The organism is Koromonas humicola (assembly GCF_059726255.1).
Genome location: NZ_AP040873.1, coordinates 1681334 through 1699767 on the forward strand (window position 1 = coordinate 1681334; position 18434 = coordinate 1699767).

Here is an 18434-nt window from a genome sequence, read left to right on the forward strand (position 1 = left end):
CCGTCCTACTCGTATCGCAACGATTCGGTCGGTTGCAGCTTCGAAGCCTTGTTTGCTGGAAGATACCCGAAGAGCACTCCCGTCGCGCAGGAGACCACAAAAGCCACGATGACCGAATACACCGAGATCGGAATTTTCAGCCCGACCTCTGGCGGGATCAGTGGCTCGACGATGATCTTCACGCTTACGGCAATCAGAATTCCGATGATCGCTCCCACACCGCTGATGATTAATGCTTCGATCAGGAACTGGTACAAAATCTCGTCTGTCTGCGCACCCACAGCTTTTCGCAGGCCGATTTCGCGCGTACGTTCCGTGACCGTTACCAGCATGATGTTCATGATTCCAACGCCGCTGATAATCAAAGCGATCGTGCCCACCAGCATCAGCACCATCGTGAGCGCCATTGAGATCTTGCGCGCCGCTTCGAGAATCGAGGAGAGGTTCTGTACGGAATAGACCGCACCCGGCGTATGTCGGCTTTTAAGCAAATTCTGCACTGCAACGGTCGCGGCGGGAACGCTGTCGCCCGAATCCGTCTGCGCATACATCGTCTTGACGTAATCGTTGCCGGAATAGTACTTGATCAGAGAGAATGGGATTAGTACCGACTGCGAAGTGATTTCCGATTGTCCGAAGGTCGCCACGCGTTCCCGAAAAACTGCAATCACCGTAAACGTCTGTTCGCCGACCCGAAGCTGGCGTCCAATCATGGGCCCCGGAGGTAGTTGCTTCGCCAGATCCTGCGTAATCAGGCATCCCTTGGCTCCGGTCTGCTGATCGAGGTCGTCAAAAAAGCGGCCCTCGAGTATTTGCAGATTGCGAATTTTCTGGAAGCCCTCGGTTACGCCAATCAGCGATACCGGTTTTTCCTGCCCATTGATGACGACGCTCGTCGCCATGTCATAAGTGCCTGCCACTTCGATTACGTGCGGCAGATGCCTAATGGCTTCCATGTCATTCAGACTGATTTCGTCAGCCTGCGAACGCGCACTTGCGGTGCCGCCCATGTACCCGGCATAGACCAGGTTCGAGCCAACGCCCTCGATCTGCGCCATGACGTAGGTTTTGCCGATCAAGGCAATTGTCACGACCAGTACGATACAGGCCGAGCCGATCACGACGCCGAGCATCGTCAGCGCAGCCTTCACCTTGTTGGCTCGCAGAGCGTCGATTGCCACCTGCCATGTCTCGCGGCTGATATGCGCCATGTTTTCCCCTTCGTGTCTTAATCGCTTTTTAGTTTCATGTCTCGCCTAGCCAATTTGCAAGTGTGAACGAATTTCGGTCAGCAGGCGCAACCGCTTGCCAAGACTCTGAATCGATTCTGGATGGGTAATCTAGGCCAACCGATCCGCTGTTGAGTCACCAGAATTGGCAAGGCTGAAGATTTGAGCTCTGCCCGCTGATGCTCTGCGACGGTTCACCATTGGTTTTTCACATTCCGCATGCATTTCGTGCTGCCATTGAAAAGCCGATGATAGTATCAGAGATGGATATCTATGCCTTTGAAAACACTGTTCCTCAATCCGCCCTCGTTTGAGAACTTTGATGGCGGCGCCAGCTCACGCTGGCCGGCCACGCGCGAAATCGAGTCGTATTGGTACCCGGTTTGGCTCGCTTACCCTGCTGGAATGCTGGAGGGCTCGCGGCTGCTTGATGCCAACCCGCACCACGTCACTGCCGAACAGACCATCGAGATCGGCAAAGAGTACGACTTCATGGTGCTGTTCACCAGCACGCCCGGATTCGAAGGCGATGTGAAGCTCGCTGGCCTCATGAAGCAGGCCAATCCGCGACTGAAAGTCTGCTTTGTCGGCCCTCATGTGACGGTCTCACCCGAGCACGCGCTCAGCCATCCCGAAATCGATTTCATCGTGCGACGCGAGTTCGACTACGCCGTGGTTGAATACGCCAATGGCAAGCCGCTGCCCGAAATTCTCGGCGCGAGTTTCCGCGGTCCTGACGGTAAGATCATTCATAACCTCGATCGTCCCGCTGTTGAGAATCTCGACGAATTGCCGCACGTCACGGATGTTTACAAGCGTGACCTCGACGTTACGCGCTACAACGTGCCGTTCCTCATGCATCCTTACGTGGCACTCTATTCCACACGCGGATGCCCGGCTCAGTGCACCTTCTGCCTCTGGCCGCAGACGCACTCCGGCCACGCCTGGCGCAAGCGCTCATCTGACGACATTGCTGCCGAAATGGCCAAGGCGAAGCAGTACTGGCCTGAGGTCAAGGAATTCTTCTTCGATGACGACACCTTCAACATTCAGAAGGCGCGCACAATCGAGCTGTGTTCCAAGCTGAAGCCGCTCGGGCTAACCTGGTCCTGCACCTCGCGTGTCACCACCGACTACGAGACGCTGAAGGCGATGAAAGAAGCGGGATGCCGCCTTCTGATTGTTGGTTTCGAATCTGGTGACCCGCAAATTCTCAAGAACATCAAGAAGGGTGCCACCCTTGAGCGCGCTCGCCAGTTCGTTAAGGACTGCAAGAAACTCGGGCTTGTCATACACGGCGACTTTATCTTGGGTCTTCCCGGCGAGACTCGCGACACCATTCGGCGCACGATCGAGTTCGCGAAGGAACTCAACGTCGAAACCATCCAGGTTTCGGTCGCCCACGCTTATCCCGGCACCGAGTTCTACGACTATGTCAAGCAGAACGACTATGTAATTCGTGAAAACGACATGGTCGATCTTGGCGGACACCAGGTAGCTCACGTTGAGTACCCCGGCTTGCCCGCCGACTACACCATGGAGATGGTGCACAAGTTCTACGACGAGTACTACTTCCGTCCCAAGGTCTGGGTTCCCATCGTTCTCGGCTCTCTGTTTAAGAGTGAAGATCGTAAGCGTCTTTACAAGGAAGCCAAGGAGTTCCTCACTCTGCGACGCTCACGTATCAAGGCGGTTCAGCAAGCTCGAGCGAAGCAAGCCGCTCGCGCTGCCGAAGAACCCGCCAAGGTGTAGAGCTATTCAAAGCAAATCAAAGGCCCGCAGCAATTGCGGGCCTTTTTCATTTCGCTCGCTATTTCAGATATCTAATCTGCTACACCCTCAGCTTTGCTCGGCACTTCCTGCGCCTTACCTGAGAGTTGTTCGGCGGCTTTCACGCGGTTTCTCCAGTGCCCTTGCACGAAGTAGAAGATCCCGACCAGCAGCACGAGTACGATGACGGCATCCAGACGGTGGAACCACATCTTCAACCGCGGATCGCTGTCCCAACGCTCGCCAAGGGTCGCGCCCACATAGGCCAGCACATAACACCACGGCCACGATCCGGCGAAAGTGTACAGATGAAACTTGCCGCGAGACATGCGCGCGATTCCCGCTGGTAGTGCGATAAACGTGCGGACCACCGGTAGCAGCCGTCCGATGAACACCGTAATGCTGCCGTATTTCTGGAAGAAGCGATCGCTTGCGTCGAGATCATGGCGATTCATCAGGATGTAGCGGCCATAGCGCTCAATCAGCGGACGTCCGCCATAAGCGCCGACTTCGTATGCGAGGATCGAGCCCAGGTTGCAGCCAATTGCTCCCAGCGTGGCAACCATCGCCAGGGAACTGAATCGTCCGGTATACACCAGGTATCCTGCAAAAGGCATGATCACTTCAGAAGGCAGAGGAATGCACGCTGACTCAACGCCCATCAGCACCGCGATGCCCGGATACCCGAGCGAGGAGATCACGGCTTTGATGATTCCAGCCAGTGTCAGCAAGATGTGTTCGATCATGAGTCCTTCAGAACTCTTGGTTAGAGTCTTGTGTGAATACGTATCCCGGCAGCAATAGCCCCTGTGCCGTCTTTGTTACTTTGATGCGGCGGGTCTCTGCCGAAGGTGCCGAGGCGTTGGCCGGGCGCAACATGGCAAATTGCGAAAATACCTCGTTGTAAACCTTCGTTACGAGGAAGCTTTCACCGCTGGCTTCCTCTTTCCAAACTTGACCTAGCTGAATCGCTTTAACTGCCATAACTTGAGCCTAGTAGCTTCGCCTCCTGTGGTCAATCAGCAAAAGGCCGCATCCCCTTTACTGCTGCGGTCTGCCCGGGCGGCCCAGTCGGGCCTGTTCTGTTTTCGGAAGCGCTTTGGGTGTTCGGCCTTCGAGCAGCGTCCCTAATTCGCCTGCCCCACACCGGATACCGACGGAGAACGCACCAAAATTCGAAAACACTCCGCTGACTTCATCAAACCTCATCTCGTAAATCAGTTTCTTGAACACAACAGGCTCGTCGGCAAACAGATCGACGCCCCACTCCCAATCATCGAACCCGATCGAGCCACTGATGAACTGTTGCACCTTTCCCGCGTACCGCCGCCCAATCTTGCCGTGCAAATCCATCTGCCGTTGACGTTCCTCGATCGGCAGTGTGTACCAGTTCTTCTGCTCTCCCCGCTTGCGGTCCATCGGATAAAAGCAGAGATATCGGCTCTCGGGAATTTTTGGGAATAGCCGGACGTGCATGGCTTCGCGCTGACGCTGCATAGACTCCTCCAGCGCCTCATTCCATTCAGGCGAATGAGGTTCCACACCTTGGGCCGTAAGAGCTTTGTAGAGCTTCACTGTTGAGTCATACAGCCCCAGTTCGATCACTGATACATACGAACTCGCCGACTCCAAGTAGTTCATCAACTCAAGCTGATTCAGCGTCAACTGGGCTTGGTTTAGTGCCTCAAAATCATCCCGGAAGTGAACAAACAGAATGTCGCCTTTGTGGCCGAACATAGAGAACATTGCCGACCCAGCAGCTTCCATCTGTTCAAGAGCGCCCTGGGCCTCTGCTGTGATCCGCGCCCGATCTTCGCTAGAGGCCGCTCTCCATTGTGTCCAGCGAAAGCGGAAAAACTGATGCAATACGGCGGATCCTTCCAGTGTTAATGGAACGGCGGGTAGCTCTGCGCTCTGCACACTTACGCCCTGTTGTTCGCTCGTGCTCATATTGTTTTGAAATCCCCGACTTTCTTTGACCACATTGCCATCCATTGTAACGCGAGCCCTGCTGATGGGTTCCGCGCTGCCGAGTGATACTATTTTCTCCTTGAGCCATGGCCACGACTGCAAAGAAAGCTTCTCCCAAGCCTCCTGCGAAACGCAGCAACTCCAAATACAATCCGCTAGCGCCTGAGCGCGTGACGAAGATCCTCGAGATCTTAGACCAGACCTATCCTGCTCCAAAATGTGCGCTTAACCATCGCGATGCGTGGGAATTGCTCGTGGCGACGATCCTTTCTGCCCAGTGCACGGATGTGCGCGTGAATCTGGTCACCCCGGAGTTGTTCAAGAAGTTTCCCGGCCCCGAGGCGCTGGCCAAAGTCGAACCGGAAGAGGTCGAGCCAATGATCGTCAGCACTGGCTTTTTCCGGAACAAGTCCAAGTCCATCGTTGGTGCTGCCCGCAAAGTTATGTCTGAGTTCGGCGGGAAAGTCCCTGATCAGATGGAACAACTGCTCTCGCTTCCGGGCGTCGCACGCAAAACAGCGAACGTTGTGCTCGGTTCATGGTTCGGCCGCGCCGAAGGCGTCGTTGTAGATACTCACGTTCACCGTATTTCGCGCCGTTTGGAACTGACCAAGTCTGAGGACCCCGGAAACATCGAGCAGGACCTAATGAAGGTGATTCCGCAATCCAAGTGGATAGACTTTTCTCACCAGATCATCCTTCACGGACGCGCTCTCTGCGTCGCGCGTGCTCCCAAGTGTGTGGACTGTCCTCTCGAAACACTCTGCCACGCCGAGGACAAGACGTGGTCCACGGTTGAGCAGCACAAGGGCGCGATGGGCAAAAAAGCATGAACTTCAGGGTGCCCTAAACTCTCCTGTTGAGTTTAGGTGGGTAGTGTCTCTCATCTCCGGTCCGGAGAACGCTCTTCGTGCGGCTGGCCGAATCTCGGCCGAGCATTTATACTGTTTCGTCACTGTGGGGGCACATGAGCGTTCTACGGAGCATAGCGGCAATCGCCAAAGGTATGAGCATCACCTTCCGGGAGATGTTCCAACCAACAACAGTCGAAAACTACCCAGATGGTAAAGGCCCCATGCGCGGAGCCGTGTTCCAGGAGCGCTTCCGCGGCCTGCACGTGCTCCAGCGGGATGAAGATGGTTTGGAGAAGTGCGTAGCCTGTTTTCTATGCGCCGCAGCCTGCCCTTCGAACTGTATTTACATCGAAGCCGCCGAGAACACGGCTGAAAACCGAATCTCCAGCGCCGAGCGCTACGCCAAGGTTTACAACATCGACTACAACCGCTGCATCTTCTGCGGCTACTGTGTCGAAGCTTGCCCGACTGACGCCATCACTCACGGGCACGGGTTCGAGCTTGCCACCTATAACGCGACCAATTTAATTTATCGCAAAGAACAGCTCCTCGCCATCTCTCCCGCGCACGAAGGCGAGAATGCGCTCTTCAACGCGAGCGATGCAGAGAAACAGAGAGCGTTGGCGCGCTGATTCGCATCGTATAACTCACACCGCCGCTTCAGGCCTGCAAAGCTGAAGCGGCTTTTGCATCTGGTTACCACTCCTGTTTCGTTTCAGCTATCCTGTTATTTCTGAATCGAAGGATCCCTATTTCTGATGAGCGAATTTCTTAAAGCCGTGAATGAGCGCGTCGTTGTGTACGACGGTGCAATGGGTACAAACATTCAGTTCCGCAACCTTACTGCCGACGATTATTGGGGCAAGGAAGGTTGCAACGAACTGCTCGTACTGTCGCGCCCTGATGTCATACGTGACATCCACGCCGCCTTCTTCTCGGTTGGTTGCGACGTCGTCGAAACCGATACCTTCGGTTCCACCCGCATCGTTCTTGCCGAATATGGTCTCGAAGAGCGCACTCGCGAACTAAACCTCGCTGCCTGCAGGGTCGCCCGCGAAGTCGCCGATCAGTTCTCGACTCCGACCCGTCCACGGTTCATCGCCGGATCCATCGGCCCTACCACGAAGCTTCCTTCTCTCGGGCACATCACTTGGGACGCCATGCTCGCCGCCTATGTCGAGCAAGCCGAGGCCCTCATCGAAGGCGGCGTCGATGTCCTGCTGGTCGAAACCTGCCAGGACATTCTGCAGGCCAAGTGCGCCATCGCTGCCTGCTTTGACGCCATGAAGAACGTGGGCCGCCGCGTCCCCATGCAGGTGCAGGTCACGCTGGAATCAACCGGCACCATGCTTCTTGGTACCGAGATCGGCGCTGCTCTCACCACACTTGAGGCGTTCGACGTGGATGCAATCGGTCTGAACTGTGCAACCGGCCCACTCGAAATGAATGACGCGGTCCGCTATCTCGGCGTCAATTCGACGAAGATCATCTCCGTGCTCCCCAATGCCGGACTGCCTCAGAACGTTAGCGGGCGCGCCGTGTATCTGCTCAAGCCTGAGCAACTCGGTGCTTATCACAAGCATTTCGTCGAAGACTACGGCGTCCGCATTGTTGGCGGATGCTGCGGCACCACTCCCGAGCACCTGAAGGCAGTCGTCGAAGCGGTCAGCGGAATTACGCCCGCAGCACGCGACATCAAACCCACGGCAGCCGCGGCCAGCGCCTACAGCACTGTCCCCCTCGACCTCGACCCCAAGCCGCTCATCGTTGCCGAGGAGATGAACACTACGACGCGCATTGAGCACTTCCGCAATATGGTGCACGCCTCCGACTACGACGGCATTCTCACACTCGCCAAGAAGTTGGTGAACGACGGTTCGCACATGCTTGATCTCTGCTGTGCCATCGTCGGCGAAGACGAGAAGGCCTACATGGCCAACGTGCTCGAGAAAATTGCCACCCGAGTGCCCGCACCCATCCTCATCGACACCACAGAGGCCGAAGTACTGGAAGAGGCACTCAAGCGTGTGCCCGGCAAGGCGATCATCAATTCCATCAATCTGGAAGACGGCGAGAAGCGGACGAGCCGCGTCCTGCCCATGGCGAAGCGTTATGGCGCAGCAGTCATCGCGCTCACGATCGACGAAGAGGGAATGGCGCTCACCGCTGAAAAGAAAATCGCGATTGCGAAGCGCATCTACCAACTCGCAGTCGAAAAGTACGGTATCCAGCCGCAGGACCTCATCTTCGACGCGCTCACGCTGCCCATCTCCACTGGACAGGACGACTATCGCACCGCTGGCATGGAAACCCTGAAAGCCGTCGAAGGCATCAAGAAGGCGCTGCCCGAATGCAAGACCATTCTCGGCGTGTCCAACATTTCCTTCGGCCTCAATGCTTACGCGCGTCGAGTTCTGAACTCGGTTTTCATGCGCGAAGCCGTTGATCACGGCCTCGACATGGCCATCGTCAATTACACAAAGATCTATCCGCTTTACAAGATTCCCGAGGCTGAGGTCGAACTCGCGCGCAAGCTCATTTACGCCGACCGCACTGCGGGCGATCCGCTCCAAAACTACATGGCTCATTTCGCCGCGATGAAAGGGAAGCAGGAAGCCGAGCCCACCGCGCAGGTCGAGTCACTCTCCGTCGAAGACAAACTCAAGTTCTGCATCATCCACGGCGAAAAAGGCATAGGAGAGAACGCTTCGCGCCAGACCATCGAGCAGATCCTCGACACAGCGCTCGAAACCTACACGCCGCTCGACATCATCAACAACATTCTGCTCGACGCGATGCGCACTGTCGGCGACCTCTTCGGCGCTCGTAAGATGCAGCTTCCCTCCGTGCTCGACTCCGCTGGAGTCATGAAGACCGCCGTCGCCTATCTCGAACCCAAGATGGAGAAGACCGAGGGCTCGCAGAAGGGGACCATGGTGCTTGCCACCGTGAAGGGCGATGTTCACGACATAGGAAAGAACCTCGTAGATATCATCCTCACGAACAACGGCTACAAGGTCGTGAATCTTGGCATCAAGCAGCCAGCCGAGGCCATCCTGCACGCTGCGCAGGAGCACCACGCCGACGCCATCGGCCTCAGCGGTTTGCTGGTGAAATCCACGCTGGAGATGAAGTACGTCATTCAGGATCTTGAGATGCGCGGCCTCAAGTATCCGGTCATCTGCGGCGGTGCGGCACTCACGCGCAAGTACGTTGAAGATGATCTCCGCCGTGAATATTCCTCCGCCGTGTTTTACGCCGAAGACGCTTTCGCCGGACTTCACGCTATGGAGGAACTCAGCGGACCGCAGCGGGAAGCCACCATCCAAGTCGGCTCTGTGGTAAAGGAGTTCGCCCGAGCGAAGGCCGTCGCTGATGCAAATCTTCCGCAGCAGCCACGCGACCCGATGCCTCCAGCCGAAATCCCTCAGCCGCCGTTCTGGGGTGTGCGCACCGAATCCGATTTCGATCTAAAGACGCTGTTCAAGTACATCAATTTGACCGCGCTCTTCAAGAATCAGTGGCAGCTCAAGACTGCTTCGCAGACCGACTACGTGCGCGTCGTCGAAGAGAAGTACAAGCCCGTCCTCGCCGCTCTTGAGCAGGACGCCATTGACTGCGGCTGGTTCGAACCTAAGGTCGTTTACGGCTATTTCCCTTGCCAGTCCAACGGCAACGACCTCATCGTCTACGCCCCGAAGCCTGGTCTCTCGCTCGACGAATTCCGCAACGCGAGCCCCAGCTTCGACGCTAGCACGCTCCGGGCAGGCTGCCCGCTTCCCGCGAAGCTCCCCGAGTTGCTGCGCTTCACCTTCCCACGCCAGTCCGAAGGTCGCCGCCTCAGTATTTCCGATTACTTTGCGCCGCAGTCCACCGGCCGCGCTGACGTGCTAGGTCTCTCGATTGTCACCATTGGTCCAAAGGCCAGCGCCGAAACACAGCGCCTCTTCGAGCGCGGCGAGTACACGCGTTATCTCTACTTGCACGGGCTCTCTGTCGAAACCGCCGAGGCACTCGCTGAATACCTGCATCAGCGCATCCGCCAGCAGATGAACATCGCTGCCGATGACTCGCCCAACATCAACGACCTTTTCCATCAGAAATATCGCGGCTCGCGCTACAGCTTCGGCTACCCCGCCTGCCCCAACATGGAGGACCAGACCAAACTCTTCGCTCTCCTCCGTCCGGAGCAGAATATTGGTGTTCACCTTACGCCGACCTTCCTGCTTGAGCCGGAGCAGAGCACCTCGGCCATCGTCGTCCATCACTCAAACGCGAAATACTTCGTCGTCTAGTCAAAGGTGTGGGGGCTTCCACAGCCCCCACGTGACGGAATCCATCTCTATTTGTTACACTCGCAATGCGGGCATTCGCCCGTTCTGCGCCGCGGAGAGGTGGCAGAGTGGTTGAATGCACCTGACTCGAAATCAGACGTGGGGGTAACTCCACCGGGGGTTCGAATCCCCCCCTCTCCGCCAGTCGTTCCTTTCTAGCGCTGTAGTTCTCCTCAATCCACTATGCAACTTGATGCTCCATGCGTCGTTGCTGCCCTTGCACCTGCTTCCAGAGCCACATAGCCGCACCCAAAGCTGTTGCTATACCGGCCATTCCGATTGCGGGCTGAGCCATTGTCTTCCCCTGTCTTTCTTTCCAGCCTCCCGACACCTGTGCGGTGCCCTTCATGGGCTTCAGCAAAGCGCCCGAGGTGTTAGGTGCGGCTTCGTCTGTGAAATGCGCTTTCCACCCGCGTCGACCCTGTATCTGCTCGTAAGGGCCCGGCATCAACGCCGCGAAGGTCGACCACACCAGCGAGGACGTCCCCACAAATTTTGCGCGCTCTGGACGCCGCGCCAGATCCACCAGTGCCTGTGCTACTTCCTGGGCTTTGTAGGAGGGAACCATCGTCTTTGGCACGCGGCCTGTGAAGTTCGCGGCATGCTGGTAAAAAGGCGTGTCAATGCTGGCCGGGTACACGCTGCACACGTGAATATTCGTTCCCGCCAGTTCCTGCCTCAAACACGAGTCGAGTCCCCGCACGCCCCACTTGGGAATGACATATGCGCTTGCGTTTGCCAGTGGCGTATGTGCCCCTTGCGAACCGACCTCCAGCAGCACTCCCTTGCCCTGTTTACGGAACTGCCGGATCGCGGCTCGTGCGCCCCATATGTAGCCCATCAGCACCACATCCACCGCTCGGCGGAACAGGTCGGAGGGCACCTCATCAAATCGCCCCAACAGCGCTACGGCAGCGTTATTAATCCAGATATCGATTCGCTTGAACTCTCGAATCGCTCGTTGTGCCAGTCGCTCCACTTGCGACTCGTCTGCGGTATCGGTCGGCACAGCAATCGCGCGGACTCCGCGCTTCTCGCACTCCCTTGCAAGATCCTCCAAAACATTCCCACGCCTTGCGGCCAGCACGAGGTTAGCCCCTTGATTAGCGAATTCAATGGCCGTTGAGCGACCAATTCCGCTCGAAGCACCAGTAATTACGACTACGGCATTATTCAACTCGAGAGTCTTCATCGACTTCCTCCGCTAGGTGTGATTCTTCGTCCCGGAGAAAGTTGGCCGCACCTGGACAAGAGCCGCCCATATCGTGCGTAGCCGAATGAGCGCTCAGCATTGCTCAAGGAGTGTGCTGGGACTAATGCTGAATGCCGGTGAGTTGGGTACTATGTCGCCGACGTCAGATGGCAGGGTTTATTGCTGGAGTGAAACAGGTCGCTACCGCTGCTTGCGAGCGGTGCAGTGATGATTCTCTTCCGCCATCCTCAAACTTGCCGGAGTCGGGCTGCCAATCGATTGCGTGCAGGCCATGCATGTTGAGATCGTAATTCCGTTCGGCAACGTCTTATGCATGAACCCCGGAAGTGGAGAACGCGGGGTGGCCTTGCTCTGGCGTGCCTGATTATGTGTCATCCCTGGGCCCTTAATTCCTACTTTCCGTTGGTCAGTTAGCACGCTGACAAATTGCATTCAGGTTCGGGGTGTCGTTTTTTGCCAGCCGCAGTATAACCTTATCACCCGTGACTTCCACTTGAGGGTGCATCAGCTTCGCGCAATGCGGACAAAGCCACACGAACTCCGTCTTATATTCGTCCGCGCCAGCTTTGCTGCCTATGTCTAGATCTAGCCGAAAGAGCTTTCCCTCGTGTTGTTGCCTTACCGTAGGACACCAGTGGTTAGCGCACTTCAAATCCATGACAACCTGCTTTGTGCTGAGTTATGGATACCGTAAAGCACGGAAAGCTGTAATGCTGTTCACCGTGACCCGAACAAAAGTGAGGTGCCTCACACTCGGCCCTGAGCTGCAGAAAAAATGTTCTTATCGCAGAAAAACTCACTCGAGCAGCGTTGAACACTTGTCCTGCTCCGGATAACCTCTTCTCTACCGGAAAGTAAAACTCAGCGAAGAAGTGGACTACCCGATGAGCCGCAAGGTGATGGATTGCCGCTGGTTTCCCGCCGAAATTCCGTGTGAGTTCGCAACCCTTGGCGATGAAGAAGAAGTGCTTGACCTCGCAGTCGAGCATGCGGTTGAGTCTCACGGATACCGCAACACGCCGGCTCTAAGAGAGCAGCTTCGTTCAATGCTGCGCAATGAAGACACAGGTCTGGTCAAAGAAGAAGCTGCCTAGCTGCCAAAACAATTCCATCCGACGCGCAGCAATTGCTGTATTCGATGTGCATAGCTTTGCGCAATAGTTCCGAATTCGTGAAAGCTTAAGCTTTGCGCTGTATTCATCGACCTCTGGGCTTAGATTCTTGACATTGACTGTTTCGTGTCCCGAAAGGACGCGTTGAGAAGTGTACCGAGCGGTTCTATTTTTCCTAAATCTGCAGCCGTTCCTGTGACTGTTGAAAAGTAGGTTTAAATCAGCAACGTTCTGCCGGATTCGAACCGCGAAGCTGCTCTTTCATGTCGGGTTGTATCTATATCGATACAAAAAAATAATCGTTCCCATATTCAATCTGTTCGAACCAGTGGTATATTCCTCGGGTTGCGGCAGAGAGTAGAGAAGCCGCCCGTTACGTACACAGGAATACGTGTATGCCGCGGGCGGCTTTTGTCGTAAGTGCATAAAGGGCGAATCTTGAGAATTGGAAACACTTAAAAGGAGAACGTAATGGCGAGATCTCCACTGTTTTGTGGTCTTCGTAGCGGTTTCGGAAAGCTTGCGGTTGTTTCCGGCTATGCGTTGATCGTGATAGCGTTAGCGCTCCCCACCTTCGCACTTGCCGGGGAACCGCCTGCGACAACTGATACAGCAGTAGCTACGGCACCCACCGCTGACACACAGGCCGAAACCACATCTCCAGCGGCTGGAACTCCATCCGGTGGCATGATGTTCATGCATCAGGACTACATGTTGAACTGGGGACCAGAGCGCCAGAGATTGGCCGACAAGGGGTTCACCTTCAACTTCTTCTACATCACCGATGCATTGGATGATGTGCGGCGTCCAGCTGGCACACGAGAAGTGTTCAACAACTGGAATCGTATCCGCGGCACCATCGACCTGGATTTCGGAAAGATGTCGTCTGCAAAGGGTCTCAGCTTCCACGCTACTGGACTTTGGCAGAACGGCTCCAACATGGGTGGCGTAATCGGTAGCATCGCCAATCCTAGCGGTCTGGTCAGCTTCCACCAGTTCCGAATCGACTCCATTTGGTTGCAACAGAAGTTTGCGAACCAGAAGGTCACTGTCACTGCAGGTCTGATGGCGTCTCAGGACTTCTACGGCATTCAGGAATACGGCGGCAGCTTCCTGATCGAGCCTTTGGATTACAACTACGGCAACATGGGCAATGTTCGCGCTTCTTACGATCCTTCTTCGGGTCCAGGTGCCGAACTGAAAATCTCTCCGAGCAAGAGCTACTACGTCAAGACCGGATGGTTCATGCCGTCTAGCCGCGAATTTGCTCCGAGCGATCCACTGCACACCACTCACCCGCCGCTGTATCCAACCGGCTTCAAGTATCGCAACGGATCGTTCGGTTCCACTTGGGACACCGAAGTTGGTTTCTATACCGATCCTAATGCGCCTACCACCCGCAAGAGCTATCCCGGCATCATCAAGGTCGGCGCTATCTACAACGGTGGTCGTGGCTTCACGAACTACAGCACTGGCCGAACCGAAAGCGGAAACTACACGATTTACGTCCAGGCGAACCAGCCTATTTACCGTGTAGCTGCAGGCAGCAATCGTGGCCTCGACGTCACGTTCGGCTTCAACACCGGCCCGCAAAAGATGAGTGAAGTTCCGACCGAGTTTACAGGCGGACTGGTCTTTAACGGACCGATCCCTGGTCGTGCCAAGGACAGCCTGGATTTCGGCTTTGTCTATAGCAAAATCGGCAGCGACTTCAACCGGCTTGCTGCTTTAACCCCTGGCGGTCGGCTTGAGGATGAGAAGGCCTTCGAGGTGAATTACAAGATTCAAGTCTTCCCATGGTTCCTGCTCCAGCCCGTGTATCAGTACTACGCAAACGTAGGCGGACGCAGAGTGGGTGCAGCGGCGAATGCTGGCTTCCGTTTGCAGACAACGTTCTAGAACTCAGACTGGAGTGCTGGATGAGAAGCCGTAAAAGCGCACGTCAGGCAATAACTGAAAAGACGTTCGACGTGTGTGTGATTGGTGGAGGTGCGACAGGCACGGGTTGTGCTCTCGACGCACAACTGCGCGGGCTTGCCACGGTGATGCTGGATGCGTCCGATTTCGTGTCGCATACCTCATCGGCCTCCACTAAGCTCGTCCATGGCGGCGTCCGATACTTACAGCAAGCCGTGTCCGATCTGGATTACGGCCAGTACACGATGGTGAGGAAAGCATTGCACGAGCGCATTCACATGTTGCGTTGTGCGCCTTACCTTGCTCATCCGCTGGAGTTGCTGGTCCCGTGCTACAGCTCCTGGGAGTTGTTCTATTTCACCATCGGCATGAAGTCTTACGACTGGATTGCCGGTTCAGCAAGTCTCTTTCCCAGCCGCATGCTGTCGAAGTCGGAGTCGCTTCGGCGCATGCCGTCCTTGCGGAGCGAGCGGCTGGTTGGGACTGTGTCGTACGCCGACGGTCAGTTTGACGACGCGCGTTTCGGCATCACTCTGGCGCAGACCTTCACTCAGCAGGGCGGGGAACTGATCAACTACGCCAAGGCTGTGAGCTTCGGAAAGGATTCTTCCGGCAAGTTGAAAACCCTTGAAATCGAGGACCAGCTAACCGGTGAACATTTCCAGATACGCGCTCGTGTGTTCGTAAACTGCACGGGCCCGTTCGCCGACCACATTCGGCTCATGGCCAATCCCGCAATGCCCGAGCGCTTGCGCTTGAGCAAAGGTGTCCACTTGCTCCTCCCAGTCGAGGCGATCCAGAGCTCATCGGCTCTGCTGATCCCCAAGACTGAGGATGGACGTGTGATCTTTGCCATTCCGTGGCTAGGTCGCCTGCTAGTGGGCACGACCGATGACGAAGCCAAACTCACGGACGAGATGGTCGTCACGCCTGAAGAAGTCAGGTTCTTGCTCAAGTACGTCAATCAGTACTTGAACGTGAACTTGATGCCGAAGGACGTGCTTTCCGCCTATGCGGGGATGCGGCCTCTCGTGAAGTCGAAAGATGCAGTGAATACCAAGAAACTCATTCGCGATCACGAGGTAGAAGTTGATCACGCCAGTGGTCTCGTCAGTGTTCTTGGTGGAAAGTGGACTACTTATCGCGCTATGGCCGAGGACGGCATCAATCACGCCCAGCAAGCCCTACCTGGCAAGCAGGCTCCGTGTAGAACGCTCGATTTTCTTCTTACTGGCGCGAGAGGATTTTCACCGGAGTATTCAAAGCAACTGGCAAACGAGTACCAGTTGTCCCCCGAGACTGCCCACCATCTCGCAACAAAGTTCGGCACAGATTCGCCCAAGGTGCTCGAACTGGCAAAGCGGGAACCGCAACTTCTGCAGCCGATCACACCGGGTGGCGCTCCCATTCGGGCCGAGGTGGTTTACGCAATTCGTGAGGAGATGGCTCAGACAATCGAAGACATTCTCCTTCGAAGAATAGGTGTGCAATTCCATAGCTGGAAGGAAGCCGAACAAGCTGCACCCGTGGTGGGCCAATTGCTGGCCCGGGAGTTTGGTTGGACTGAAGCACAAACTAACGAAGCCATCAACGCTTACGTTGGTTCAGTCCAGCATCTGCTCCATACCGCCGGGATCGAGTAATTACGTTCTGACGACGCACGTGTGAGGAGGACTCTCCGTCACGATGCGCAGATCTTCACAAAAGATAGGGGATGAACGAAATGGCAGACTACATTGGAGCTATCGACCAGGGAACAACCAGTTCGCGTTTTATGGTATTTGATCGGACTGGACGAATTGTCAGCGTTGCACAGAAAGAACACGAGCAGATCTATCCAAAACCCGGCTGGGTTGAGCATGATCCCGCCGAAATTTGGCGTCGCGTCGAGGAAGTAATCGGCGAAGCGATGCAGGCTAAGGGCCTGAAGCCCTCCGATCTCGCTGGCATCGGGATCACCAACCAGCGTGAAACCACGGTTGTTTGGAACAAGAAGACTGGCAAACCGGTTTACAACGCTATCGTATGGCAGGATACCCGCGTTGCTGACACCGTCGCAGAATTTAGCGCACATGGTGGGCAGGACCGTTATCGTGCGAAGACCGGTCTTCCTCTTGCTACTTATTTCAGTGGCCTCAAGATCCGTTGGATCCTCAACAACGTTCCCGGTGCCCGTGCCGCTGCTGAAGCAGGCGATCTGCTCTTCGGCAACATCGACACCTTCCTGATCTGGCATCTCACCGGCGGCGTAAACGGTGGAGTCCATGTCACGGACGTCACTAACGCCAGCCGTACTCAGTTGATGGACCTCAGCACCCTGAGCTGGGATAAGGACATTCTGGCTGAGTTCAATATTCCCGAGTCCGTGCTGCCCAAGATTGCGTCGAGTTCAGAAGTCTATGGTAAGGCTGTTCTCGGCCCGATCAAGGACGTTGCAATTGCTGGCGACCTTGGCGATCAACAGGCCGCACTGTTTGGCCAGGCTTGCTTCAAACCCGGCGAAGCAAAGAACACTTATGGCACCGGCTGCTTCATGCTGATGAACACTGGTGAGAAGCCCGTTCCGTCCAAGAGCGGATTGCTTACCACGCTCGGCTACAAGATCGGCAAGAAGCCCGCAATCTACGCCCTTGAAGGCAGCATCGCCATCACCGGCGCATTGGTGCAGTGGCTGCGTGACAACCTCGGCATTATCGAGAAGAGCTCCGACATCGAGGCTCTGGCCCGCACGGTCAACGACAATGGCGGACTCTATATCGTTCCGGCGTTCTCTGGTCTGTATGCGCCGTATTGGAAGGACAGCGCCCGCGGCGTATTCGCCGGCCTGACCCGCTTCATCAACAAGGGGCACATCGCCCGCGCCGCTCTCGAATCCACGGCTTTCCAGGTTCGTGAAGTGCTCGACGCGATGGAAAAGGACTCGGGCATCCAGCTCGAGAGCCTGCGTACTGACGGCGGCATGGTCGTCAACCATCTGCTGATGCAGTTCCAATCCAACATTCTGAACCGTCCGGTGATTCGTCCTGTTGTGCAGGAAACCACTGCTCTAGGCGCTGCTTATGCGGCTGCATTGGCGACTGGATACCTGAAGGACACCGACGAAGTAGTAGCAAATTGGGCTGAGGATCATCGTTGGAATCCGTCCATGGACGAGGAGAAGAGAGCTTCCCTGTATCACTTCTGGAAGAAAGCTGTAACGCGCACTTTCGACTGGGTCGAATAACGGCGAGAGCCACAGAGAAATGGCAGTTGAGATAAAAAACTAATTGAAAGAGAGGTTCGAAATGCACGGACCAGTTTTTGGTGAATTTCTCGGGACGTTGGTGCTGATTCTTCTCGGTGATGGCGTTGTTGCCGGCGTCCTTCTCAACAAGTCCAAGAGCCAGAATAGCGGCTGGATTGTGATAACCGCGGCCTGGGGTTTCGCGGTCGTCTGTGGCATTTTCACGAGTCTCGCTGTTGGAGGCATTGCTCACCTGAATTGCGCTGTTACATTCGCCTTGGCATTGGCGGGTGCTACACCTTGGGCTCAGGTTCCGGGGCTAGTTGGAGCTCAGTTTTTGGGAGCTTTTGTAGGTGCCGCTTTTGTGTGGCTTGCTTACATGCCTCACTGGAGTGAAACATCTGACCAGGGCCTGAAGCTTGCTGTCTTCTGCACCGGTCCTGCAATCCGCAATCTGCCATTGAACCTCCTGACCGAGATCATCGGAACGGCAATGCTGGTGATCATTGGCTTCGCGCTCGGATCCAAGGGCGTGTCTCCGACTGGATTGCCCGCTGGATACGGGCCGTTTATGTGGGGCATCCTCGTTTGGGGCATTGGTCTTTCGCTTGGTGGTCCTACTGGATATGCCATCAACCCCAATCGTGATCTTGGTCCCCGTATTGCTCACGCCGTGCTGCCAATCGCAGGAAAAGGCGGCTCGGATTGGGGCTATTCCATGGTGCCCGTAATTGGTCCACTTATTGGCGCTGGAATCGGCTCGGTAATCTGCAAGGCAACGGGCATTCTGTAGAGACATTCAAGGCGGCGC

At 55.8% G+C, this 18434-nt stretch carries 14 protein-coding genes and 1 tRNA gene; 10 read left to right on the forward strand and 5 right to left on the reverse strand.

The window, feature by feature from the left end; all coding sequences use genetic code 11:
• Window positions 1-5: 5 nt before the first annotated feature.
• On the reverse strand, window positions 6-1211 hold the full coding sequence (locus AC6IZD_RS07310) for an ABC transporter permease (RefSeq protein WP_497787031.1): 1206 nt from the start codon (window positions 1209-1211) through the stop codon (window positions 6-8).
• A gap of 291 nt (window positions 1212-1502) precedes the next feature.
• Here AC6IZD_RS07310 and hpnJ point away from each other — a divergent pair, with 291 nt between their 5' ends.
• Complete coding sequence (hpnJ, locus tag AC6IZD_RS07315) at window positions 1503-2981, forward strand: hopanoid biosynthesis associated radical SAM protein HpnJ (RefSeq protein ID WP_497787032.1); 1479 nt, start codon at window positions 1503-1505, stop codon at window positions 2979-2981.
• Between the two features lie 71 nt (window positions 2982-3052).
• Here hpnJ and AC6IZD_RS07320 read toward each other — a convergent pair whose 3' ends face one another.
• From AC6IZD_RS07320 to hemQ, 3 genes are read right to left on the reverse strand one after another with little or no spacing between them, the layout of a single operon-like run.
• Window positions 3053-3745: a DedA family protein gene (locus AC6IZD_RS07320; protein WP_497787033.1), complete on the reverse strand. Its 693-nt coding sequence runs from the start codon at window positions 3743-3745 to the stop codon at window positions 3053-3055.
• 7 nt (window positions 3746-3752) lie between these two features.
• Window positions 3753-3983 (reverse strand): hypothetical protein, encoded by a 231-nt coding sequence (locus AC6IZD_RS07325; RefSeq protein ID WP_497787034.1) that lies wholly within the window; start codon window positions 3981-3983, stop codon window positions 3753-3755.
• A 57-nt stretch (window positions 3984-4040) separates the two neighbouring features.
• Entirely contained in the window at window positions 4041-4949 is a 909-nt protein-coding gene (gene hemQ, locus AC6IZD_RS07330) for a hydrogen peroxide-dependent heme synthase (protein WP_497787035.1), read from the reverse strand.
• A gap of 107 nt (window positions 4950-5056) precedes the next feature.
• Here hemQ and nth point away from each other — a divergent pair, with 107 nt between their 5' ends.
• The 4 genes from nth (at window position 5057) to AC6IZD_RS07350 (ending at window position 10302) form a co-directional block, all read left to right on the forward strand.
• On the forward strand, window positions 5057-5803 hold the full coding sequence (nth, locus tag AC6IZD_RS07335; RefSeq protein ID WP_497787036.1) for an endonuclease III: 747 nt from the start codon (window positions 5057-5059) through the stop codon (window positions 5801-5803).
• 134 nt (window positions 5804-5937) lie between these two features.
• Entirely contained in the window at window positions 5938-6456 is a 519-nt protein-coding gene (gene nuoI / locus AC6IZD_RS07340; protein WP_497787037.1) for an NADH-quinone oxidoreductase subunit NuoI, read from the forward strand.
• Window positions 6457-6582: 126 nt separating this feature from the next.
• Window positions 6583-10119 (forward strand): methionine synthase, encoded by a 3537-nt coding sequence (gene metH / locus AC6IZD_RS07345; protein WP_497787038.1) that lies wholly within the window; start codon window positions 6583-6585, stop codon window positions 10117-10119.
• Between the two features lie 93 nt (window positions 10120-10212).
• Window positions 10213-10302, forward strand: a tRNA-Ser gene (locus AC6IZD_RS07350).
• 37 nt (window positions 10303-10339) lie between these two features.
• Here AC6IZD_RS07350 and AC6IZD_RS07355 read toward each other — a convergent pair.
• The gene (locus AC6IZD_RS07355; RefSeq protein ID WP_497787039.1) at window positions 10340-11350 is read right to left on the reverse strand and encodes an SDR family NAD(P)-dependent oxidoreductase; all 1011 of its coding nucleotides are present in this window, start codon (window positions 11348-11350) and stop codon (window positions 10340-10342) included.
• 905 nt (window positions 11351-12255) lie between these two features.
• On the opposite strand from AC6IZD_RS07355, the gene AC6IZD_RS07360 reads away from it, so the two are divergent.
• The 5 genes from AC6IZD_RS07360 (at window position 12256) to AC6IZD_RS07380 (ending at window position 18416) form a co-directional block, all read left to right on the forward strand.
• Window positions 12256-12465, forward strand: a complete 210-nt coding sequence (locus AC6IZD_RS07360) for a DUF1059 domain-containing protein (RefSeq protein WP_497787040.1) — start codon at window positions 12256-12258, stop codon at window positions 12463-12465.
• 489 nt (window positions 12466-12954) lie between these two features.
• Window positions 12955-14382, forward strand: a complete 1428-nt coding sequence (locus AC6IZD_RS07365) for a carbohydrate porin (protein WP_497787041.1) — start codon at window positions 12955-12957, stop codon at window positions 14380-14382.
• A 20-nt stretch (window positions 14383-14402) separates the two neighbouring features.
• Entirely contained in the window at window positions 14403-16043 is a 1641-nt protein-coding gene (locus AC6IZD_RS07370) for a glycerol-3-phosphate dehydrogenase/oxidase (protein WP_497787042.1), read from the forward strand.
• Window positions 16044-16123: 80 nt separating this feature from the next.
• Window positions 16124-17623, forward strand: a complete 1500-nt coding sequence (gene glpK / locus AC6IZD_RS07375; protein ID WP_497787043.1) for a glycerol kinase GlpK — start codon at window positions 16124-16126, stop codon at window positions 17621-17623.
• Between the two features lie 61 nt (window positions 17624-17684).
• A complete protein-coding gene (locus AC6IZD_RS07380; RefSeq protein WP_497787044.1) occupies window positions 17685-18416 on the forward strand; it encodes an MIP/aquaporin family protein in 732 nt (243 codons plus the stop codon).
• Window positions 18417-18434 lie beyond the last annotated feature (18 nt).

What these genes read in the sequence shown, in the direction of transcription:
- hemQ (WP_497787035.1), bottom strand. Translation starts at nt 4,949, where the DNA reads ATGAGCACGAGCGAACAACAGGGCGTAAGTGTGCAGAGCGCAGAGCTA.
- AC6IZD_RS07365 (WP_497787041.1), top strand. Translation starts at nt 12,955, where the DNA reads ATGGCGAGATCTCCACTGTTTTGTGGTCTTCGTAGCGGTTTCGGAAAG.
- nuoI (WP_497787037.1), top strand. Translation starts at nt 5,938, where the DNA reads ATGAGCGTTCTACGGAGCATAGCGGCAATCGCCAAAGGTATGAGCATC.
- AC6IZD_RS07360 (WP_497787040.1), top strand. Translation starts at nt 12,256, where the DNA reads ATGAGCCGCAAGGTGATGGATTGCCGCTGGTTTCCCGCCGAAATTCCG.
- AC6IZD_RS07320 (WP_497787033.1), bottom strand. Translation starts at nt 3,745, where the DNA reads ATGATCGAACACATCTTGCTGACACTGGCTGGAATCATCAAAGCCGTG.
- AC6IZD_RS07380 (WP_497787044.1), top strand. Translation starts at nt 17,685, where the DNA reads ATGCACGGACCAGTTTTTGGTGAATTTCTCGGGACGTTGGTGCTGATT.
- AC6IZD_RS07310 (WP_497787031.1), bottom strand. Translation starts at nt 1,211, where the DNA reads ATGGCGCATATCAGCCGCGAGACATGGCAGGTGGCAATCGACGCTCTG.
- nth (WP_497787036.1), top strand. Translation starts at nt 5,057, where the DNA reads ATGGCCACGACTGCAAAGAAAGCTTCTCCCAAGCCTCCTGCGAAACGC.
- metH (WP_497787038.1), top strand. Translation starts at nt 6,583, where the DNA reads ATGAGCGAATTTCTTAAAGCCGTGAATGAGCGCGTCGTTGTGTACGAC.
- AC6IZD_RS07370 (WP_497787042.1), top strand. Translation starts at nt 14,403, where the DNA reads ATGAGAAGCCGTAAAAGCGCACGTCAGGCAATAACTGAAAAGACGTTC.
- AC6IZD_RS07355 (WP_497787039.1), bottom strand. Translation starts at nt 11,350, where the DNA reads ATGAAGACTCTCGAGTTGAATAATGCCGTAGTCGTAATTACTGGTGCT.
- hpnJ (WP_497787032.1), top strand. Translation starts at nt 1,503, where the DNA reads ATGCCTTTGAAAACACTGTTCCTCAATCCGCCCTCGTTTGAGAACTTT.
- glpK (WP_497787043.1), top strand. Translation starts at nt 16,124, where the DNA reads ATGGCAGACTACATTGGAGCTATCGACCAGGGAACAACCAGTTCGCGT.
- AC6IZD_RS07325 (WP_497787034.1), bottom strand. Translation starts at nt 3,983, where the DNA reads ATGGCAGTTAAAGCGATTCAGCTAGGTCAAGTTTGGAAAGAGGAAGCC.